Below are 17,596 nucleotides of genomic sequence, written 5' to 3'. Positions count from 1 at the left end.
CGGTAGTGATCAATACCGCGCGCGGCAGCCTGGTGGACCACGACGCACTGACCGAGGAGGTGCGCACCGCGCGGCTCAGCGCCGTCCTCGACGTCACGGAGCCGGAGCCGCTGCCCTCGGACTCCCCGCTCTTCGAGCTGCCGGGCGTCTTCATCACCCCACACCTGGCGGGGTCGCAGGGCAACGAGGTGCGCCGGCTCGGCCTGTCGGTAGTCGGCGAGTTGGAGCGGCTGCTGGCCGGGGTGCCACTGGCCCATCAGGTGGATCACACAGAACTGGAACGCGCCGCCTGAGACCCTTTCAGCAATCGATCTCTACACCAAACCCCTGGCGAACTGCGAGCTACTGGTTCGTACCACCGACCATGAGCAGCGAAGTTGCCGATACTCCAAGATTTCCGCGTACGACATCTTGTCCAACCGAACCCCCACCTCTAGCTTCCACAGAGACCGATTTCTATGGGTAGTCGGTCCGTTTTCCCGGATCCCCAGGAGGATTCCATGAACAGCAAGCGGGTCAGAGTGGCCACCTGTGCGGCGGTGGTGCTCTCCGTCGTCCTGACCGGCTGCGGCGGCGGTGATGGCGGCACGACCGGAAAGGCCGAGGGCCCGGTCACCATCGAGTACTGGAACTGGCTCGAGGCCAAGAACGTCGACCCGGTGGTCGCCAAGTTCAACGCGACGCACAAGGACATCAAGCTCAAGTTTGTGAAGCAGGCCGACAACCCCGGCACCCAGCAGAATCTGCGCAACGCGGTCGCCGCCCAGAAACACGTCCCGTGTCTGGTCCAGAACTTCGGCGAGGCGCCGTCCCTGGCCTCCGAGGGGCTGGCCCAGGACGTGACGGAGGAGCTGACGCCATATCTGAAGAAGGGCCTGTTCGCCGAGTCGGCGCTGCCCTCCGCGCGGGCGGTGGACAAGTACTACGCGGTCCCCGGCGGCGCTACGCCCCCGTTCATGATGATCAACCGCAAGGTGTACGACAAGTACGGCGTCGAGACGCCCAAGACCTGGGACGATGTGATCGCCGCGGGCAAGGAGTTCAAGAAGCACGGCATCTACATCATGAATCTGGCGGGTGAAGACCCGAGCACCCTCATCGAACTGGTGCAGCAGGCCGGGGGCTCCTGGTACAAGATCGACGGAGACAAGTGGAAGATTGACTTCCTGTCTCCCGAGTCGCTCAAGGCCGCCGATGTCATCCAGCAACTGGTCGACAACGACCTGGTGGCCCATCAGACGTATACGGACAGGCCCGCGCTCATCAACTACTTCGACTCCGGGAAGATGGTGTCCCTGCCCACCTCCACCTGGCAGTTGCAGAACTACGAGCGCGAGTACAAGAAGTCGCTGGGCAACTGGGAACCGGTGGACCGGCCGCAGTTCAAGGACGCCACCGAGTTCGTCACCCCGATGCACTCGCCGACCAGCGGTCTGATCGTGCCCAAGGGCTGCGACCACGTGAAGGAGGCGGTCGAGGCCGCGGTGTGGCTGAACACCTCGAAGGACTCGACCGACGCCTCGTACCAGAAGGACACCAAGCAGTACACCTGGCCGGGCGCGATCCCCGACCCCTCACCGTGGGTCGACTCGGCGGTGCCGGAGAAGCTCTTCGGACCCAGGAAGTCCGAGGCGCGCGGCGTGATCCTCAAGTCCGTCAAGGCGGGCCGGGACAACTGGGTGGCGGGACCCAACTACACGGGCATGTTCGCCGAGCTCCAGGACCAGTGGGCGAAGGTCACCGCAAAGAAGACCACCATGAAGGCGGCGCTGGAGCACATGGAGAAGTGGACGGTCGCCGACCTCAAGCGGAAGAACATCAACGTCGATGGCTGACACGTCGATAGCCGACACGTCGCAGGCCGCGACCATGGCCGCGGGCCCTCGGCCCGCGCCGGGCGCGGCGCCGCCGAGGCTGCCGTGGCGGCGGATGATGGCGCTGAAGGGGGCGTCCTTCACCGCCCCCTTCTTCATCGGCTTCGCCCTCTTCACCCTGGCCCCCGTCCTCCTCGCGCTGCGCGAGAGCCTTTACTCCAAGCAGAGCTCCGGGCTCGGATTCGGTGAGAAGACCGTTGAGTTCACCGGGTTCGACAACTTCGCGCGGGGCCTGGAGGACGCCCACTTCTGGGCCGCGATGCTGCGGGTGGCGCTCTTCGCCGCGGTGGCCATCCCCACCATCATGCTTCTCAGCCTGATGATGGCGCTGCTGCTCGATGCGCTGAGCCACCGCCTGGCCGCCCGCTTCCGGGTGCCGTTGCTCATCCCGTACATGATTCCGGGCATTGTCGCCATCCTGATCTGGATCTATATCTACAGCCCGGTCGTGGGTCCGCTGACGCCGTTTCTCGCCCTCTTCGGGGTCGACGCGGACTTCTACAGCGGCGAGATGATCTGGATCTCGCTCGGCAATCTGGTGGCCTGGAGCAGCGTCGGCTTCAACATGCTGATCGTCTACTCGGCGCTGCAGGCCGTGCCGCGCGAGATCTTCGACAGCGCCCGCGTGGACGGCGCCTCCGAGTGGCGCATCGCCTGGTCGATCAAGGTGCCGCTGGTGCGCCGGTCCCTGGTGCTGATCACCGTGCTCAGCATCATCGGCACCCTGCAGATCTTCAGCGATCCGATGCTGTTCCGGACCATGACCCCGGAGACCGTGACCCGCGACTTCACCCCGATCATGGCGATCTACGACTGGGCGTTCCAGCAGGGCGAGTTCAACTACGCCGCCGCGCTGTCCATCATCCTCGCCCTGGTGGTCGGCGCCGCGTCCGCCGTCTTCTACAAACTCACCAACAAGGCCCCCGTATGACAGCGACACTCCAGCCCGCGCCCGCATCCGCGTCCGCGTCCGCCAAGCAGCGCGCCGTACGCCGCCGGACCGCGCCCGGCGCGGTCCGGCACGGTACGCGCACCAAGGTCCTGGTCATCACCGGTCTGGCGTTCTTCGTCATCTACTCGCTGGCCCCGGTGTGGTGGCTGCTGGTGGCCGCCACCAAGAGCCAGGGCGATCTGTACACCTCCAACGGTCTGTGGTTCTCCCGGATCCACCTCTGGGACAACCTCCACCAGCTGTTCACCTACCAGGACGGCATCTTCATCCGGTGGATGTGGAACACCGTCTACTACGGGGTCGTCGGCACCGCCGGGATGACACTGATCTGCGTCGCCTGCGGCTATGGGCTCGCGATGTACGAGTTCCGCGGCCGGGGCGTGTTGATGGGCTGCATCATCGGCTCGTTCCTGGTGCCCAGCGCGCTGCTCACCATCCCTTCGTTCCTCCTCTACAGCGACCTGCAGCTGATCGACACGCCCTACGCGATCATCCTGCCCGGCTTCTTCAACGCCTTCTCCGTCTATCTGGCGAAGGTGTACGCGGAGGGGGCCATCCCGCCCGAACTGCTGGAGGCCGCCCGGATCGACGGAGCGGGCGAGTACCGCATCTTCTTCCAGATCGGTGTCCGTCTGATGTCGACCGGGGCCGCCACCATCTTTCTGCTCGGCTTCGTCGCCAGCTGGAACAACTTCTTCGGGCCGCTGATCTTCCTGCGCAGCCAGGAGAAGTGGACCGTGATGCTGGGCCTCTACTCCTGGCTCAAGGTCAAGATGGACACCTCCACCGATCTGACCGGCATGGTCGTCGTCGGCTCGATCGTCTCGCTGCTGCCCATGGTGGTCCTGATGATCTCCTTGCAGCGCTTCTGGCGGTCGGGCATCACGCTCGGCAGCCTCAAGTGACACCCCGAGGCCACTCGCCACGCTGAACCCCCCACGCCGAACACCCTCCCCACCTCACCCTTCGCAAGGATTCGCAAGGATTCGCAAGGAGACGACTTCGCCATGCCCATCAGCAGAAGAACCGTGCTGCGCACCGCGGCCGCCGGCACCTCGGCCGCGGCCGCGGGCACCTTCCTCTGGACCACCGCGCCCGCCGCCGAGGCCGCCGAAGGGGCGGGCGGGGCCGCCGGCGACCGCCTCGACCTGCTCGACTTCGGCGACGCGGACTCCGAGGCGGCACACGGCCTCGCGGCGGCCGACACCACGGTCGCGGACGGCCGCGCCGGGGACCGGGCCCGGGTCGCGAAACCGCTGGCCCCGCCGGACATCAAGGGTGGCGAGCTGCGGTTCACCATGAAGGTGGACCCGGTGCGGCAGAACTACCTCACCGTGAAGTTCTGGGGCGGCGACACCTCGCCGTACAAGACCATCGCGTATATCAACGGCGAGCAGATCGGCTACCGCCGCTCCGGCGACTACGAGGCGCTGAACATCGGCACCGTGCGCCCGCTGCCGGGCCGTTTCTTCTACGCCACCGTCATGCTGCCGCTCGAGCACACCCACGGCCGGGACCAGGCCGAGATCACCCTGCGTACGTACGACAGCGCCTTCAGCGCCAAGGTCACCGCCGACTCGCGGGGCTACTACCGCGCATACACCCATACCGGCGCGTATCTGGCGGTCGGCGACGAGCCGCGGCCCGATTACACACCGCCCACCGACACCGTGGCCGACCTCGGCGAGGGCGAGAAGCAGGCGCTGGTCGACGGCTATGTCGCCGGTCAGGTGAAGCTCTTCGACAGCCACTCCGCGAAGATCGACGCGTCCGCCGACGGCAGGCTGTCCATCGTCCGCTACGAGGACGAACTGCTCTTCTACAGCGGTGCCCTGGCCACCGCCACCTGGTGTCCGGCGAAGTCGGCCGCGGAGAAGAAGGCCGCGCTGCTGCGGATCTTCAAATGCGTCGACAACCACACCAAGGACTACTACGGCAACACCAAGCTGCTGGCGCGCGGCGGCCACCAGGGCGACTGGGGCGGCTACTACGGGGCGCTCGGCCAGGCCCTGTACATCGTCGAGAATCTGATCGACGACAACGATGTCTACGGCCGGGACGCCTTCGAGACCTTCCTCGACGAGGGGTTCACCACCGGCACCGAGGAGGGCGAGACCTCCCTCAAGGACGTCGACTTCGACGGTGGCAGGCTCACCCGGCGGGCCGCCTGGGGCCGGGTCCTCAAGGCCAACTTCGACTACGCCCGCTCCCGCCTGTCATACATCTACAACCAGGTGCTGTACTGCTTCGAGGGTGCCTGGGAGGCCCACGAGGGGCTGCGGGTCATCGGCTCGAAGTTCTACGAGGGCAAGGCGCGCAGCCACCGCGTCGCGGGCGAGGCGCTCGGGTTTGAACCGTTTCTCGGCGAGGAGGTCCTGGTCGGGCCGGACGGGCAGGACCTGGACCTGTTCCACTCGCTCTTCTACCACGACACCACGGCCCGCTGGACCGAGGACTACATCCGCTATGTCATCAAGGGCCTGGCCACCTCGAAGCTCGACAAGAACGGCAAGGTGGTGCGCAGGCTGCCGCTGGGCAGGCACCACACCACCATCACCGAGAGCGGCCACACCCGCGAGAACGGCTATGTGGCCAACTACGGCGAGGCGACCAACTACCTCCCCCAGTGGTTCCACCGCACCTGGGGCCACCAGGGCGACGAGGAGCTGAACGACCGGATCCTTGAGCTCTCGCTGCGCAATCTGCACGCCCGCTCCTACGCCCGCCACACCGACCTGGACAACGACCTCAAGCGCATCATGCGCATGGAGATGGTCATCGACGAGCGCAACGCCAACTACCCGGGGTTCCCCGGCTATGTGCTGCGCCAGTCCGAGGGCAAGATCCTGCTGTATGTGTCGCTCGCCCGGCATATCGAGGACCACGCCGAGCGGTACGCGGGCTCCGCCTGGGCGGCCACCCGGAAGTACGCCCGCGAGGCGGTCGGCTTCGCACAGCAGCAGTTGGCCGACCACCAGTACTTCAACACCTTCTCGTCGGTCGCCGGCCAGAACAAGTACGACCTCCAGCTCGGCGAGACCTACGCCTATCTCAAGGACCAGAAGCCCACCGGCATCGTCCATCCGCACACCGACTTCGCCTGCTACTCCGCCGCGGAGCTCTCCGCGCTCGCGGTGCGCAAAAGCGACTACGAACGCTTCGCGTGGGTGGACGTGGACTGCATGTTCGTATCGCTGCGGGACGGCGACACCCATCTGTTCGGCCAGCTCAACGAGCGCCAGCGCGGCTTCGCCCGCAACGGCAGACTGCATGTGCGCCGCGCCGACCACGATCAGCTGGTGCAGCTCAACACCGATGCGGTGTTCCAGTACCGGGACTACTGGGCCCGTATGGACAACATCGACGTCGACTTCATGGAGGACCAGCAGACCGGCGACTCCACCGCGCCCCAGGCGCTCGCGGGCGAGATCGCGCCGATCACCTACCAGCCGGGCGTCGGCACGGTCCACCGCGAGAACTTCGAGGCCGACCACGCCTATTCCGGCTACCCGGATCTGCTGACCGCCCGCTACGGCCGCTACTTCTTCGTCTTCAACACCACGCGCTCGGTGTACGGCAACGAGCGCACGTTCACCGTCGACCTGCCCGCCGACCACACCGGCTCCACCGTGACCGACCTGGTCACCGGCCGGGAACTGCCGGTCGTGGGGGGCGCGGTGCGGATCGGTCCGAAGAGCGGTCTGGTGCTGAAGCTCTCCTCCGACGAGGCCACGGCCGCGCCGCCCGCCCATGTCGACTTCGTGCACACCCTGCCAGGCGACGGCGCCATCGCGGTCACGTGGCAGACCACCGCGGGCGCCACGCACTACGAGGTGCGCCGGGCGACCCGCGCCGGCGGCCCGTACACGCTGCTCGCGCCGAAGGCCACCGGCCGCTACCACCTGGACCACACCGCCCGGCGTGGCGTCACCTACTACTACACGGTCACCGGTGTGAACGGACAGGGCTCCGGCCTGCCGTCGCACACCGTACGGGCCGAGCTGCCCGCCCCCGCCACGCCCGCGCTGCTGAGGTCCGGATGGCGCGACGACGCGCTCGGCGGTGCGCATCCGGGCAGCACCGCCGTACGCGGCGCCACGGTCCGCGTCCTGGGGGCGCACGGCGACGGGCTGGGCGAGGGCGACGACTACGACGTGCTGAAGCGGGACATCGAGGACGCGCTGCACTACGCCAGCCGCCCCGCAGCCGGAAGCTGGACGCTGACCGCCCGCCTGGAGACGGCGCGCGGCTCGCTCACCGGTCTGATGCTGCGCGACAAGCTCACCGCGAACACCCGCTATCTGTTCTTCGGCGCCGACCGGGACGGCAATCTCGTGCTGCGCAACCGCACCCGCGACAGCCGCCACGACTGGCAGGACGACAAACGCTCGCCGATCGTCGACAAGCTCGACGGCCAGACCCTGGCCGCGACCCCGTATCTGCGGCTCGTCCGGGACTTCGCCACCCACCGGGTGCAGGCCCAGACCTCCCCCGACGGCGAGACCTGGCTGACGGTCGGCACGCTGTTCACACCGCTGCCGTACGCCGTCCACGCGGGCCTCGCCGCCACCGGGGACGCCACTTTCGCGCGGGTGGCGCTGGAGACCCTGTCGGCGCAGGCGCTGCTGGTCTCGGTCGAGCGGGACGCGTCCACCGTCACCGTCCGCTGGAACAAGCCCGACGACGCGATCGCCTTCACCCTGGCCCGCTCCACCGACGGCGAGAAGTGGGAGAACGCCGTCGAGAACACCCGTGGCTACGCCCACAAGGAGGAGGGGTTCCGGCACGGGAAGCGCTTCTACAAGGTGACGGCCACCCTCGTCGGTGGCGGAAGCCGGACCACGGCCGAGCCCGCCGTCGCCGTCGCCGAAACCCTCGCCCAGCTGCTGGCCCGCGCCCGGAAGACCCCCGCGGCCGACTGGACGAAGAAGAGCTACGCCGCGTTCACCGCCGAGCTCGACCGGATCGAGAAGGCGGCGAAGGATGCCGGGGCCGACCAGGATGCCCTGATCGACGACGCGTACGCGGCGTATGAGCTGCTGGTGTCCGTGGACACACTGCTGCGCAAGTTCGAGATCACACAGGGCATGGTCCAGGCGTCCACCATCGAGTGGCCGGGGAAGGGCACCAAGGAGTCCAACGGCTGGAAGGCGTTCGACGGCGACACCGTCACGTACACCGACACCCTGGCCGCTGAGAGCTGGATCGACATCGACGCCGGCGACAAGGGGCCGATCACCGTCGACCGGATCCGTATTCATCCCCGGACCGACGCCGCGGACAAGATCCTGCGCGCGAACGGCACCGTGTTCCGCGGGTCCGACGACGGCGGGCAGACCTGGACGGATCTGCATACGCTGAGCGGGATCTCCGCCGCCCAGTGGTACGAGGTGAAGCTCCCCGAACGCGCCTCGTACCGGCTGATCCGCGTCCTCGACGGCCACAACGGGCGCTGCAACCTCGCCGAGATCGAGTTCTGGTATCTGCTGCCCGACACGGAGTGACACCGCGCGCACCGTGCGCGCAGCGCCCGCAGTGATGCGGGCGCGACACGCCGGGCCCGACCACACCGCCGTGGGGTGCCGGAGAGGGGCACGTCTACCCTGATCTGGCCGTCCACTCGGCGGTGTGTTCGGTTTTGGGAAGCGACAGGAGTACACGATGGCCACTTCCACCCCAGTGGAAGCCCCTCCGGAGGGGCCGGGTGAGAGTCGGTTCCGCGCCTGGATGCTCAAGGGCCTGTCCGATATGGGCAAAAAGCCGGGCACGCAGACCCAGGACTCCAACGGTTCCGAGGGCTCTGAGGGCTCTGAGGGCTCCGAGGGCTCCGAGGGCCACCGCGGTCAGCGATGGTGGCGGGTGATGTGCCTGACCGGTGTGGACTACTTCTCCACCCTCGGCTATCAGCCCGGCATCGCCGCCCTGGCCGCCGGGCTGCTGTCTCCCATCGCCACCCTGGTGCTGGTGGCCGTCACCCTGGCCGGTGCGCTGCCGGTCTACCGGCGGGTCGCACAGGAGAGCCCGCACGGCGAGGGGTCCATCGCCATGCTGGAGCGGCTGCTGACCTTCTGGAAGGGCAAGCTGTTCGTCCTGACGCTGCTGGGGTTCGCCGCCACCGACTTTCTGATCACCATCACCCTCTCCGCGGCCGACGCCTCCACCCACCTGGTCGAGAACCCGCATTTCACCAGCACCCTGCACGGCCATGAGGTCGTCATCACCCTGGGCTTGGTCGCCCTCCTGGGCGCGGTCTTCCTCAAGGGCTTCACGGAGGCCATCGGGGTGGCGGTGGTCCTGGTCGGTATCTATCTGGTGCTCAACGCGGTGGTGATGCTGGTCGGCCTGTGGCATGTGGCCACCGCCTCGCATGTGATCACCGACTGGTCCCAGGCGCTCACCGCCGAACACGGCAATCCGCTCGTCATGGTCGGCCTGGCACTGGTGGTGTTCCCCAAGCTGGCGCTGGGTCTGTCCGGCTTCGAGACCGGCGTGGCCGTCATGCCCCATGTCGACGGCGGCCCCGGTGACACCGAGGAGCGGCCGGTGGGCCGGATCCGGGACACCAAGAAGCTGCTCACCACCGCCGCGGTGATCATGAGCGTCTTCCTGATCGCCAGCAGCTTCATCACCACCCTCCTCATCCCTCAGGACGAGTTCAAGGACGGCGGCCAGGCCAACGGCCGCGCGCTCGCCTTCCTCGCGCATGAGTACCTGGGCTCCGGGTTCGGCAGTGTCTACGACGCCGCGACCGTCGGCATCCTGTGGTTCGCCGGCGCCTCGGCCATGGCTGGGCTGCTCAACCTCATGCCGCGCTATCTGCCCCGTTACGGCATGGCGCCGCACTGGGCCCGTGCCGTACGCCCCATGGTCATCGTCTTCATCCTGGTCGCCTTCCTGGTCACCTGGATCTTCGACGCCGATGTCGACGCCCAGGGCGGCGCCTACGCCACCGGGGTGCTGGTCCTGATGACCTCCGCCGCGATCGCCGTCACCATCGCTGCCCGGCGCGCCGGGCAGCGCGGCTGGACCATCGGCTTCGGCGTCATCTCCGCCGTCTTCGGATACACGACCGCGGTCAATGTCGTGGAGCGGCCCGACGGTGTGAAGATCGGTGCCTGTTTCATCGCGGGGATCATGGCCGTCTCCCTGCTGTCCCGGCTGGCCCGCGCCTTCGAGCTGCGCGTCACCGAGGTGGACCTGGACCCCATGGCCGAGCGGTTCGTCCGCGACACCGCCACCCGCCGGATGCGGTTCATCGCCAACGAGCCCGACAGCCGGGACGCGGCCGAGTACCGCGACAAGATCCATCAGATCCGGGCGGACAACGACATCCCCGTCGAGGAGGACTTCGTCTTCGTCGAGGTCACCGTCCGCGACCCCTCCGACTTCGAATCCGCGCTGCGCGTCCGGGGCGAGGTGCTGCACGGGCGCTACCGGGTGCTCACCCTCGACGGCTCCAGCATCCCCAACTCCCTGGCCGCGCTGCTGCTGCAGGTGCGGGACCTGACCGGGTGCCGGCCGCATATCTACTTCGAGTGGACCGAAGGCAGCCCCTTCGCCCAGTTCCTGCGGTTCTTCCTGTTCGGCCAGGGCGAGGTCGCCCCGGTCACCCGCGAGGTGCTGCGCGAGGCCGAGCCCGACCGGACCCGCCGCCCCCACGTACACGTCGGCTGAGCGCGTCCCCGGCCAGCGCGGCGTTGAGCTCGACGACGTTCACGCGCTTCTCGCCGAGAAAGCCGAGGACCCGGCCCTGCACGTGTTCGGCGACGAGCCGGCGCACCGTCGCCGGCTTGAGACCACGGGCCTTGGCGACGCGGCCCACCTGCTGATAGGCGTACGTCGGCGAGATATGCGGGTCGAGGCCGGAGCCGGACGCGGTGACGGCGTCGACCGGTACGTCCTCGGGAGCGACCTTGTCGTACCCGGCGACCGCGGCGCGCCGCTGCTCGACCGCCTTGACCAGGTCCGGGTTGTTCGGCCCCAGGTTGGACGCGCCGGAGGCCAGCGGGTCGTACCCGCCGGCGGAGGGGCGGGGCCGGAACCACTTGGGGTCGGGTCCGACTCTCTGGCCGATCAGGCTGGAGCCGACGGTCCTGCCGTGGCGTTCGATCCGCGAGCCGTCCGCCTGGTCCGGGAGCGCCAGTTGGGCCACGCCGGTGACGGCGAGGGGATAGAGGATGCCGGTCACGGCGGTGAACACGAGCAGCATCCGCAGGGCGGACAGATGGTGGCGGACCGTACGGGGAAGGGGGCCGGGCATATCAGCGCAGTCCCGGGATGAACTGGACGATGAGATCGATCAGCTTGATGCCGAGAAAGGGCAGGACGAGCCCGCCCAGGCCGTAGACCCGGATGTTGCGGCTCAGCAGGGACGCCGCCGAGGACGGCCGGTAGCGCACTCCGCGCAGCGCGAGCGGGATCAGCGCGACGATGATCAGCGCGTTGAAGACGATCGCCGAGGCGATGGCCGAGGTGGGGCTGTGCAACCGCATGACGTTGAGCTTGTCCAGGCCGGGGTAGACCGCGGCGAACATCGCGGGGATGATCGCGAAGTACTTGGCGACGTCGTTGGCGATCGAGAAGGTGGTCAGCGCGCCACGCGTGATCAGCAGCTGTTTGCCGATCTCGACGATCTCGATCAGCTTGGTCGGGTTGGAGTCCAGGTCCACCATGTTCCCGGCCTCCTTGGCGGCCGAGGTGCCGGTGTTCATGGCCACGCCGACGTCCGCCTGGGCAAGCGCCGGGGCGTCGTTGGTCCCGTCGCCGGTCATCGCGACCAGCTTGCCGCCCGCCTGCTCCCTTCTGATGAGCGCCATCTTGTCCTCGGGCGTGGCCTCGGCGAGGAAGTCGTCGACCCCCGCCTCGTCGGCGATCGCGCGGGCGGTCAGCGGGTTGTCGCCCGTGATCATGACGGTGCGGATGCCCATACGGCGCAGCTCCTCGAACCGCTCCCGCATACCGTGTTTGACGACGTCCTTGAGGTGGATGACGCCCAGGACCCGGGCGGCCCCCTCCGTACGCTCGGCGACCACGAGCGGGGTGCCGCCCGATTCGGAGATCCGGTCCACGACGCCCTGGACCTCGTCGCCGGGCCGCCCCCCGTGCTCGTTCACCCAGGCGGTGACCGCCGCGGCAGCCCCCTTGCGGACCTGTCGGCCTTCGACGTCCACGCCGCTCATCCGGGTCTGGGCGGTGAAGGGCAGGTATGCGGCGCGGGCCAGCTCGCCCTCGTCGCGGGCGCGCAGTCCGTACCGCTCCTTGGCGAGGACGACCACCGAGCGGCCCTCGGGGGTCTCGTCGGCGAGCGAGGAGAGCTGGGCCGCGTCCGCGAGGTCGTCGACGCCCACCCCGTCGACCGGCAGGAACTCGGCGGCCTGGCGGTTGCCGAAGGTGATGGTGCCGGTCTTGTCCAGCAGCAGGGTGTTGACATCGCCCGCGGCCTCGACGGCCCGGCCGGACATCGCCAGCACATTGCGCTGGACGAGCCGGTCCATTCCGGCGATGCCGATCGCGGACAGCAGGGCGCCGATGGTGGTCGGGATGAGCGCGACGACGAGGGCGACCAGGACGACGATGGTCTGCTCGGCGTGCGCGTAGACGGCGAACGGCTGGAGGGTGACGACCGCGAGCAGAAAGATGATCGTGAGCGAGGCGAGCAGGATGTTCAGCGCGATCTCGTTCGGTGTCTTCTGCCGCGCGGCGCCCTCCACCAGGGCGATCATCCGGTCGATGAAGGTCTCCCCCGGCTTGGAGGTGATCTTGACGACGATCCGGTCGGACAGCACCTTGGTGCCGCCGGTCACCGCGGACCGATCGCCCCCGGACTCGCGGATGACCGGGGCCGACTCGCCCGTGATCGCGGACTCGTCGACCGAGGCCACACCCTCGACGACATCGCCGTCGCCCGGGATGATCTGCCCCGCCTCGACGACCACATGGTCGCCCAGCCGGAGCTCGGCCGCGGGCACCGACTCCTCGCCCACCGCACCACCGGCCGCCTGGCCGTCGGCCTCGCCGGAGGGCCGCGCGCCCGGCCGCCAGTCGACGATCCGGCGGGCGACCGTGGCGGTCTTGGTCCGCCGCAGGGTCTCCGCCTGGGCCTTGCCGCGGCCCTCGGCCACGGCCTCGGACAGGTTGGCGAAGACCGCGGTCAGCCAGAGCCATACGGTGATCACCCAGGCGAAGACGCTCGGGTTCTTGATGGCCGAGAGGGTGGTGAGGACCGCCCCGACCTCCACGACGAACATCACCGGGTTCCTGACCATGGTCCGGGGGTCGAGCTTTCCGACCGCGTCGGGCAGGGAGGTGAACAGCTGTCGGGGGTCGAGCAGACCGCCCGAGACCCGGTGCGCCGTAGCTTCGGCGGTGGTCGAGGACATCACTGAAGTCCTTCCGCGAGCGGCCCCAGGGAGAGTGCGGGGAAGTAGGTGAGGCCGACGACGATCAGGACCACGCCGGTCAGCAGTCCGACGAACTGCGGCCGGTGGGTGGGCAGCGTGCCCGCCGTGACCGGCACCGGCTGCTGCCGCGCCAGCGATCCGGCCAGTGCGAGGACGAACACCATGGGCAGATAGCGGCCGAGCAGCATGACGAGGCCGAGCGCGGTGTTGTACCAGGCGGTGTTCGCGCCGAGCCCGGCGAAGGCCGAGCCGTTGTTGTTGGCGGCCGAGGTGAAGGCGTACAGCACCTCGGAGAAGCCGTGCGGCCCGTGGTTGAGCATGGCGGCCCGCTGGCCGGGCAGCGCCATGGCCAGGCCCGCGCCCACCAGCACGATCGCCGGTGTGGTCAGGATGTACAGGGACGCGAACTTCATCTCCCGGGCGCCGAGCTTCTTGCCCAGGTACTCGGGGGTGCGGCCGACCATCAGCCCGGCCACGAAGACCGCGATGATCGCCAGGATAAGGATTCCGTAGAGCCCGGAGCCGGTACCGCCGGGCGCGATCTCGCCCAGCATCATGTTGAAGATCGTCATCCCGCCGCCGAACGGCGTGTAGGAGTCATGGGCGGAATTGACGGCTCCGGTGGAGGTGAGCGTGGTGGGCGCGGCGAACAGGGCCGAGGCCCAGATGCCGAACCGCTGCTCCTTGCCCTCCAGCATTCCACCCGCCGCATGGCCCGCCCGGCTGCTGACGCTGTGCAGCTCGTTGACGGTCACGACGGCGACCGAGGCCGCCCAGATCACGGCCATGACCGTGACGATCGCATAGCCCTGGCGGTGGTCGCCGACCATCCGCCCGAAGGTGCGCGGCAGGGAGAAGGAGATCACCAGCAGGAGGTAGATCTCCAACCAGTTGGTGAAGGGGTTGGGGTTCTCGAAGGGGTGGGCGGAGTTGGCGTTGTAGAAGCCCCCGCCATTGGTGCCCAGCTCCTTGATCGCCTCCTGTGAGGCCACCGGGCCTCCGATGAGGTTCTGGTGGCCCCCGACGACGGTCCGGATCGACTCGACACCGTGGAAGTTCTGGATCACCCCGCCCGCGACCAGCACGATCGCGAAGACGAACGCGATCGGCAGCAGCACCCGCACCACGATCCGGGTGAGGTCCACCCAGAAGTTGCCGACCTGGTCGGTCCGCTCCCGGGTGAAGCCGCGGATCAGGGCGGCGACGACAGCGATGCCCACGGCCGCGGAGACGAAGTTCTGCACCGCGAGCCCGGCCATCTGCACCAGATGGCCCAGCGTCGACTCGCCCGAGTACGACTGCCAGTTGGTGTTGGTGGCGAAGGAAGCCGCGGTGTTGAAGGCCTGGTCCGCGGGCATCGGCTGCCTGCCGAGGGACAGCAGCAGATGGTTCTGCAGCCGCAGGAATCCGTAGAGGAAGAGGACGGACACCGCGGAGAACGCGAGTACGCCACGCAGATAGGCCGGCCACCCCTGGTCGGCGTCGCCGTCCACGCCGCCCAGCCGGTAGACCAGCCGCTCGGCACGCAGATGCCGGGCGGTGGTCAGGGTGTGGGCGAGGTGGTCGCCCAGCGGCCGGTACGACAGGGCCAGCGCGGCCACCAGCGCGAGGATCTGCAGCCAGCCCGCGAGGGCGCCGGTCACGAGAACTTCTCCGGGAAGATCAGGGCCAGCACGAGATAGCCGAGGAGAGCCACGGCCACGACGAGCCCGACGACGTTGTCGACGCTCACAGTGCCTCTCCGTTCGCCCCGCCGCGGCAGCGGCTGATGTCACTGTCGCCCGCGCGGCGCAGAGGTGCGGCCATCGCGGTCGTGTGCGGACCGGCGGCCGCGCGTGCGTCGCTCACAGCCGCCCAACCCCCTTCGCCACCAGGCCGATGACGGCGAACACCACGACGGTGACCGCGATGAACAGCAAATCCGGCATACGCCCCTTGTTAGCGCGCCCGTGACGCCTGGGCCGGGGACCTCGGCGTGTCCTGCCGCAATTCGGACCGATCGAGTGAGTATGCGCGCGAGCGCACCATGGAAGTGCGGAGCGCGTGATCGCGCCGCGCCTCCACATGGGACAGGAGTACGCCGATGGCCCGTGGACGGTTGCGGATCCACCTCGGGGCGGCCCCCGGGGTCGGCAAGACGTACGCCATGCTCCAAGAGGGCCAGCGGCTGCGCTCCCTGGGCACCGAGGTGGTCATCGGCCTGGTCGAACCGCACGGGCGGCGCCCGACCGCGGCGCTGGCGGAGGGGCTTGAGACCATCCCCCGCCACACCCTGGTCCACCGGGGGGTGTCGTTCACGGAGATGGACCTCGACGCGGTGCTGGCCCGTCGTCCGCAGGTCGCGCTGGTCGACGAGCTGGCGCATACCAATGTGCCGGGGTCGCGCAACGCCAAACGGTGGCAGGACGTCGAGGAGCTGCTGGAGGCGGGCATCGACGTGGTCACCACGCTCAATGTCCAGCACCTGGAGTCCCTGAACGACGTCGTCCGCCAGATCACCGGCGTCACCCAGCACGAGACCCTGCCCGACGAGGTGGCGCGCCGCGCCGACCAGATCGAGCTGGTGGATCTGCTGCCCGAGACGCTGCGCCGGCGTCTGGTGCACGGCGACGTCTATCCCCCGGACCGTATCGAGGCGGCCCTGACCCACTACTTCCGCGTCGGCAACCTCACCGCGCTGCGCGAGCTGGCCCTGCTGTGGCTGGCCGACCGGGTGGAGGAGGGTCTGCAGCGCTACCGCGCCGAACACGGCATCACCGCCCCGTGGGAAACCCGGGAGCGCATTCTGGTGGGCCTGACCGGCGGCCCGGAGGGCGAGACACTGATCCGCCGTGCCGCCCGGATCACCGCCTGTACGCCCGGCAGCGAGCTGCTGGCCCTCCATGTCGTGCCCGGCGACGGGCTCGCGCGGGGCGACCCGGCCGCGCTGTCCGGCCAGCGCTCCCTGGTGGAGTCGATGGGCGGCAGCTACCACCAGATGACCGGCGAGGACATCCCCGAGGCGCTGCTGCAGTTCGCGGAGGCCGAGAACATCACCCAGGTCGTGCTCGGCGCCAGCCGGCGCGGCAGGTTCTCGTTGCTGCTGCACGCGGGTGTGGGGCAGCGGACCATCCATGACTCGGGCCCCATCGACGTCCACATCGTCACCCATGAGGCGGCGGCGGGCGCCTCCGCGCCCCGGCTGCCCCGGCCCGGCCACGGCGGCACCGGACCGGTGCGGTACTGGTCCGCGCTCGTCGGAGCCGCGCTGCTGCTGCCCCTGATGACGCTCGTACTCACCGGGCTGCGCACGGGTGTCGGCCTGTCCGGCGCCCTGGTGCTCTACCTGCTGGCCGTCGTGCTGGCCGGGCTCGTCGGCGGACGCCTCCCCGCGCTGCTCACCGCGGTCGCGGCGGGCCTGCTGACCGACTACTACTTCACCCCGCCGCTGCACTCCTTCAAGGTCGAACGGGGCGTCGACGTCGTCGGGCTGGTCGTGTTCCTCGCCGCCGCGTGGCTGGTGGGCAGCGCGGCGGGGACAGCCGCCCGCCATACGTACCAGGCCGTCCGCGCGACGTCCGAGGCCCGGGCGCTGAGCCGGATGGCGGCGGCCATGATGCGCGGGGAGCCCCTGCCGACCCTGCTGGAACAGGTGCGGGAGAACTTCTCCCTCACCGCGGTCAGCCTGCTGGAACGCGGTACGGACCACGGCCCGGAACCCCGCTGGTACGTCGTCGCCAGCACCGGTGTCCGGCCGCCCGAGCGACCGTACGACGCGGATGTGGAGGCGCCCATCGACGACCGTCTCACTCTGGCCGCCCGCGGCCGGGGCCTCAGCGGCGACGACCGCCGCATCCTCACCGCGTGTGCGGCGCAGATCGGCGTCGCCCACACCCAGGGCGGACTCGCCCGGCGCGGCGCGGGGACGGACCTCGACGAGCAGGGCCGACCGCGCGCCGCAGCCCTCTATCTGCGCCCGGTCGATCTGGACGAGGCGCTGACCGCGGCCCTCGACGACCTCGGCCCCGGCGGCCACTCCATCTCGCTGCGGCTGCCGGAACGGCTGCCCGATGTCATCGCCGACGCCGCCCTCCTCGCCCGGGTGCTGGCCACGCTGGTGGCCGACGCCCTGCGCCACAGCCCGCCCGACGCCCCGCCGACCCTCACGGCCGAGGCGCTGCCGGACCGGCTGACGGTCCGGATCGCGGGCGACACCACCGGTGGCGCGGTGGACGGCGAGCGCGAGAGCCCGTCGCTGCGGCTGGCCCGCGACCTCACCGAGGCCATGGGCGGCACCGTGGAACACACCAGCGGCGGCGGGGCGGCCTCGGTGACGATCACGCTCCCGACCGTGGCCCAGCACCCCGACCCCGAGGGGTGACATTAGTGTG

At 69.3% G+C, this 17,596-nt stretch carries 11 protein-coding genes; 7 read left to right on the top strand and 4 right to left on the bottom strand.

What is annotated here, in order from left to right:
- The 6 genes from CCN51_RS09315 to CCN51_RS09290 form a co-directional block, all read left to right on the top strand.
- Positions 1–293: NAD(P)-dependent oxidoreductase (locus tag CCN51_RS09315; protein WP_281262459.1), on the top strand; the 293-nt coding region annotated here is incomplete at its 5' end.
- Positions 294–500: 207 nt separating this feature from the next.
- Positions 501–1,835: an ABC transporter substrate-binding protein gene (locus CCN51_RS09310; RefSeq protein ID WP_014181841.1), complete on the top strand. Its 1,335-nt coding sequence runs from the start codon at positions 501–503 to the stop codon at positions 1,833–1,835.
- Positions 1,828–2,805: a carbohydrate ABC transporter permease gene (locus tag CCN51_RS09305; RefSeq protein ID WP_014181840.1), complete on the top strand. Its 978-nt coding sequence runs from the start codon at positions 1,828–1,830 to the stop codon at positions 2,803–2,805. Before CCN51_RS09310 ends, CCN51_RS09305 begins: the two co-directional genes overlap by 8 nt.
- A complete protein-coding gene (locus tag CCN51_RS09300) occupies positions 2,802–3,731 on the top strand; it encodes a carbohydrate ABC transporter permease (protein ID WP_014181839.1) in 930 nt (309 codons plus the stop codon). The genes CCN51_RS09305 and CCN51_RS09300 overlap by 4 nt, the downstream gene beginning before the upstream one ends.
- 102 nt (positions 3,732–3,833) lie before the next feature.
- Positions 3,834–8,330 carry a fibronectin type III domain-containing protein gene (locus CCN51_RS54255; RefSeq protein WP_014181838.1) on the top strand — a complete coding sequence of 1,499 codons (4,497 nt, stop codon included), beginning with the start codon at positions 3,834–3,836 and terminating at the stop codon, positions 8,328–8,330.
- Positions 8,331–8,487: 157 nt separating this feature from the next.
- Positions 8,488–10,500 carry an APC family permease gene (locus CCN51_RS09290; RefSeq protein WP_043488202.1) on the top strand — a complete coding sequence of 671 codons (2,013 nt, stop codon included), beginning with the start codon at positions 8,488–8,490 and terminating at the stop codon, positions 10,498–10,500.
- Here CCN51_RS09290 and kdpC read toward each other — a convergent pair.
- The 4 genes from kdpC to kdpF are packed head-to-tail and all read right to left on the bottom strand — an operon-like array spanning position 10,433 to position 14,958.
- On the bottom strand, positions 10,433–11,086 hold the full coding sequence (gene kdpC, locus CCN51_RS09285) for a potassium-transporting ATPase subunit KdpC (protein ID WP_078610778.1): 654 nt from the start codon (positions 11,084–11,086) through the stop codon (positions 10,433–10,435). The genes CCN51_RS09290 and kdpC overlap by 68 nt on opposite strands.
- 1 nt (position 11,087) lies before the next feature.
- Positions 11,088–13,205: a potassium-transporting ATPase subunit KdpB gene (gene kdpB, locus CCN51_RS09280; protein ID WP_014181835.1), complete on the bottom strand. Its 2,118-nt coding sequence runs from the start codon at positions 13,203–13,205 to the stop codon at positions 11,088–11,090.
- Entirely contained in the window at positions 13,205–14,869 is a 1,665-nt protein-coding gene (gene kdpA, locus CCN51_RS09275; protein WP_014181834.1) for a potassium-transporting ATPase subunit KdpA, read from the bottom strand. The genes kdpB and kdpA overlap by 1 nt, the downstream gene beginning before the upstream one ends.
- A complete protein-coding gene (gene kdpF, locus CCN51_RS09270; RefSeq protein ID WP_014181833.1) occupies positions 14,866–14,958 on the bottom strand; it encodes a K(+)-transporting ATPase subunit F in 93 nt (30 codons plus the stop codon). Before kdpF ends, kdpA begins: the two co-directional genes overlap by 4 nt.
- Before the next feature lie 351 nt (positions 14,959–15,309).
- On the opposite strand from kdpF, the gene CCN51_RS09265 reads away from it, so the two are divergent.
- Positions 15,310–17,586 (top strand): DUF4118 domain-containing protein, encoded by a 2,277-nt coding sequence (locus CCN51_RS09265; RefSeq protein WP_014181832.1) that lies wholly within the window; start codon positions 15,310–15,312, stop codon positions 17,584–17,586.
- The last annotated feature ends 10 nt before the right edge of the window (positions 17,587–17,596 follow it).

Origin of the sequence: Streptomyces milbemycinicus, from assembly GCF_002154605.1 — a bacterium.
Lineage (GTDB): Bacteria > Actinomycetota > Actinomycetes > Streptomycetales > Streptomycetaceae > Streptomyces > Streptomyces milbemycinicus.
Note: the sequence above shows the minus strand (reverse complement) of the source record. Positions and strands in the feature narration are given on the sequence as shown.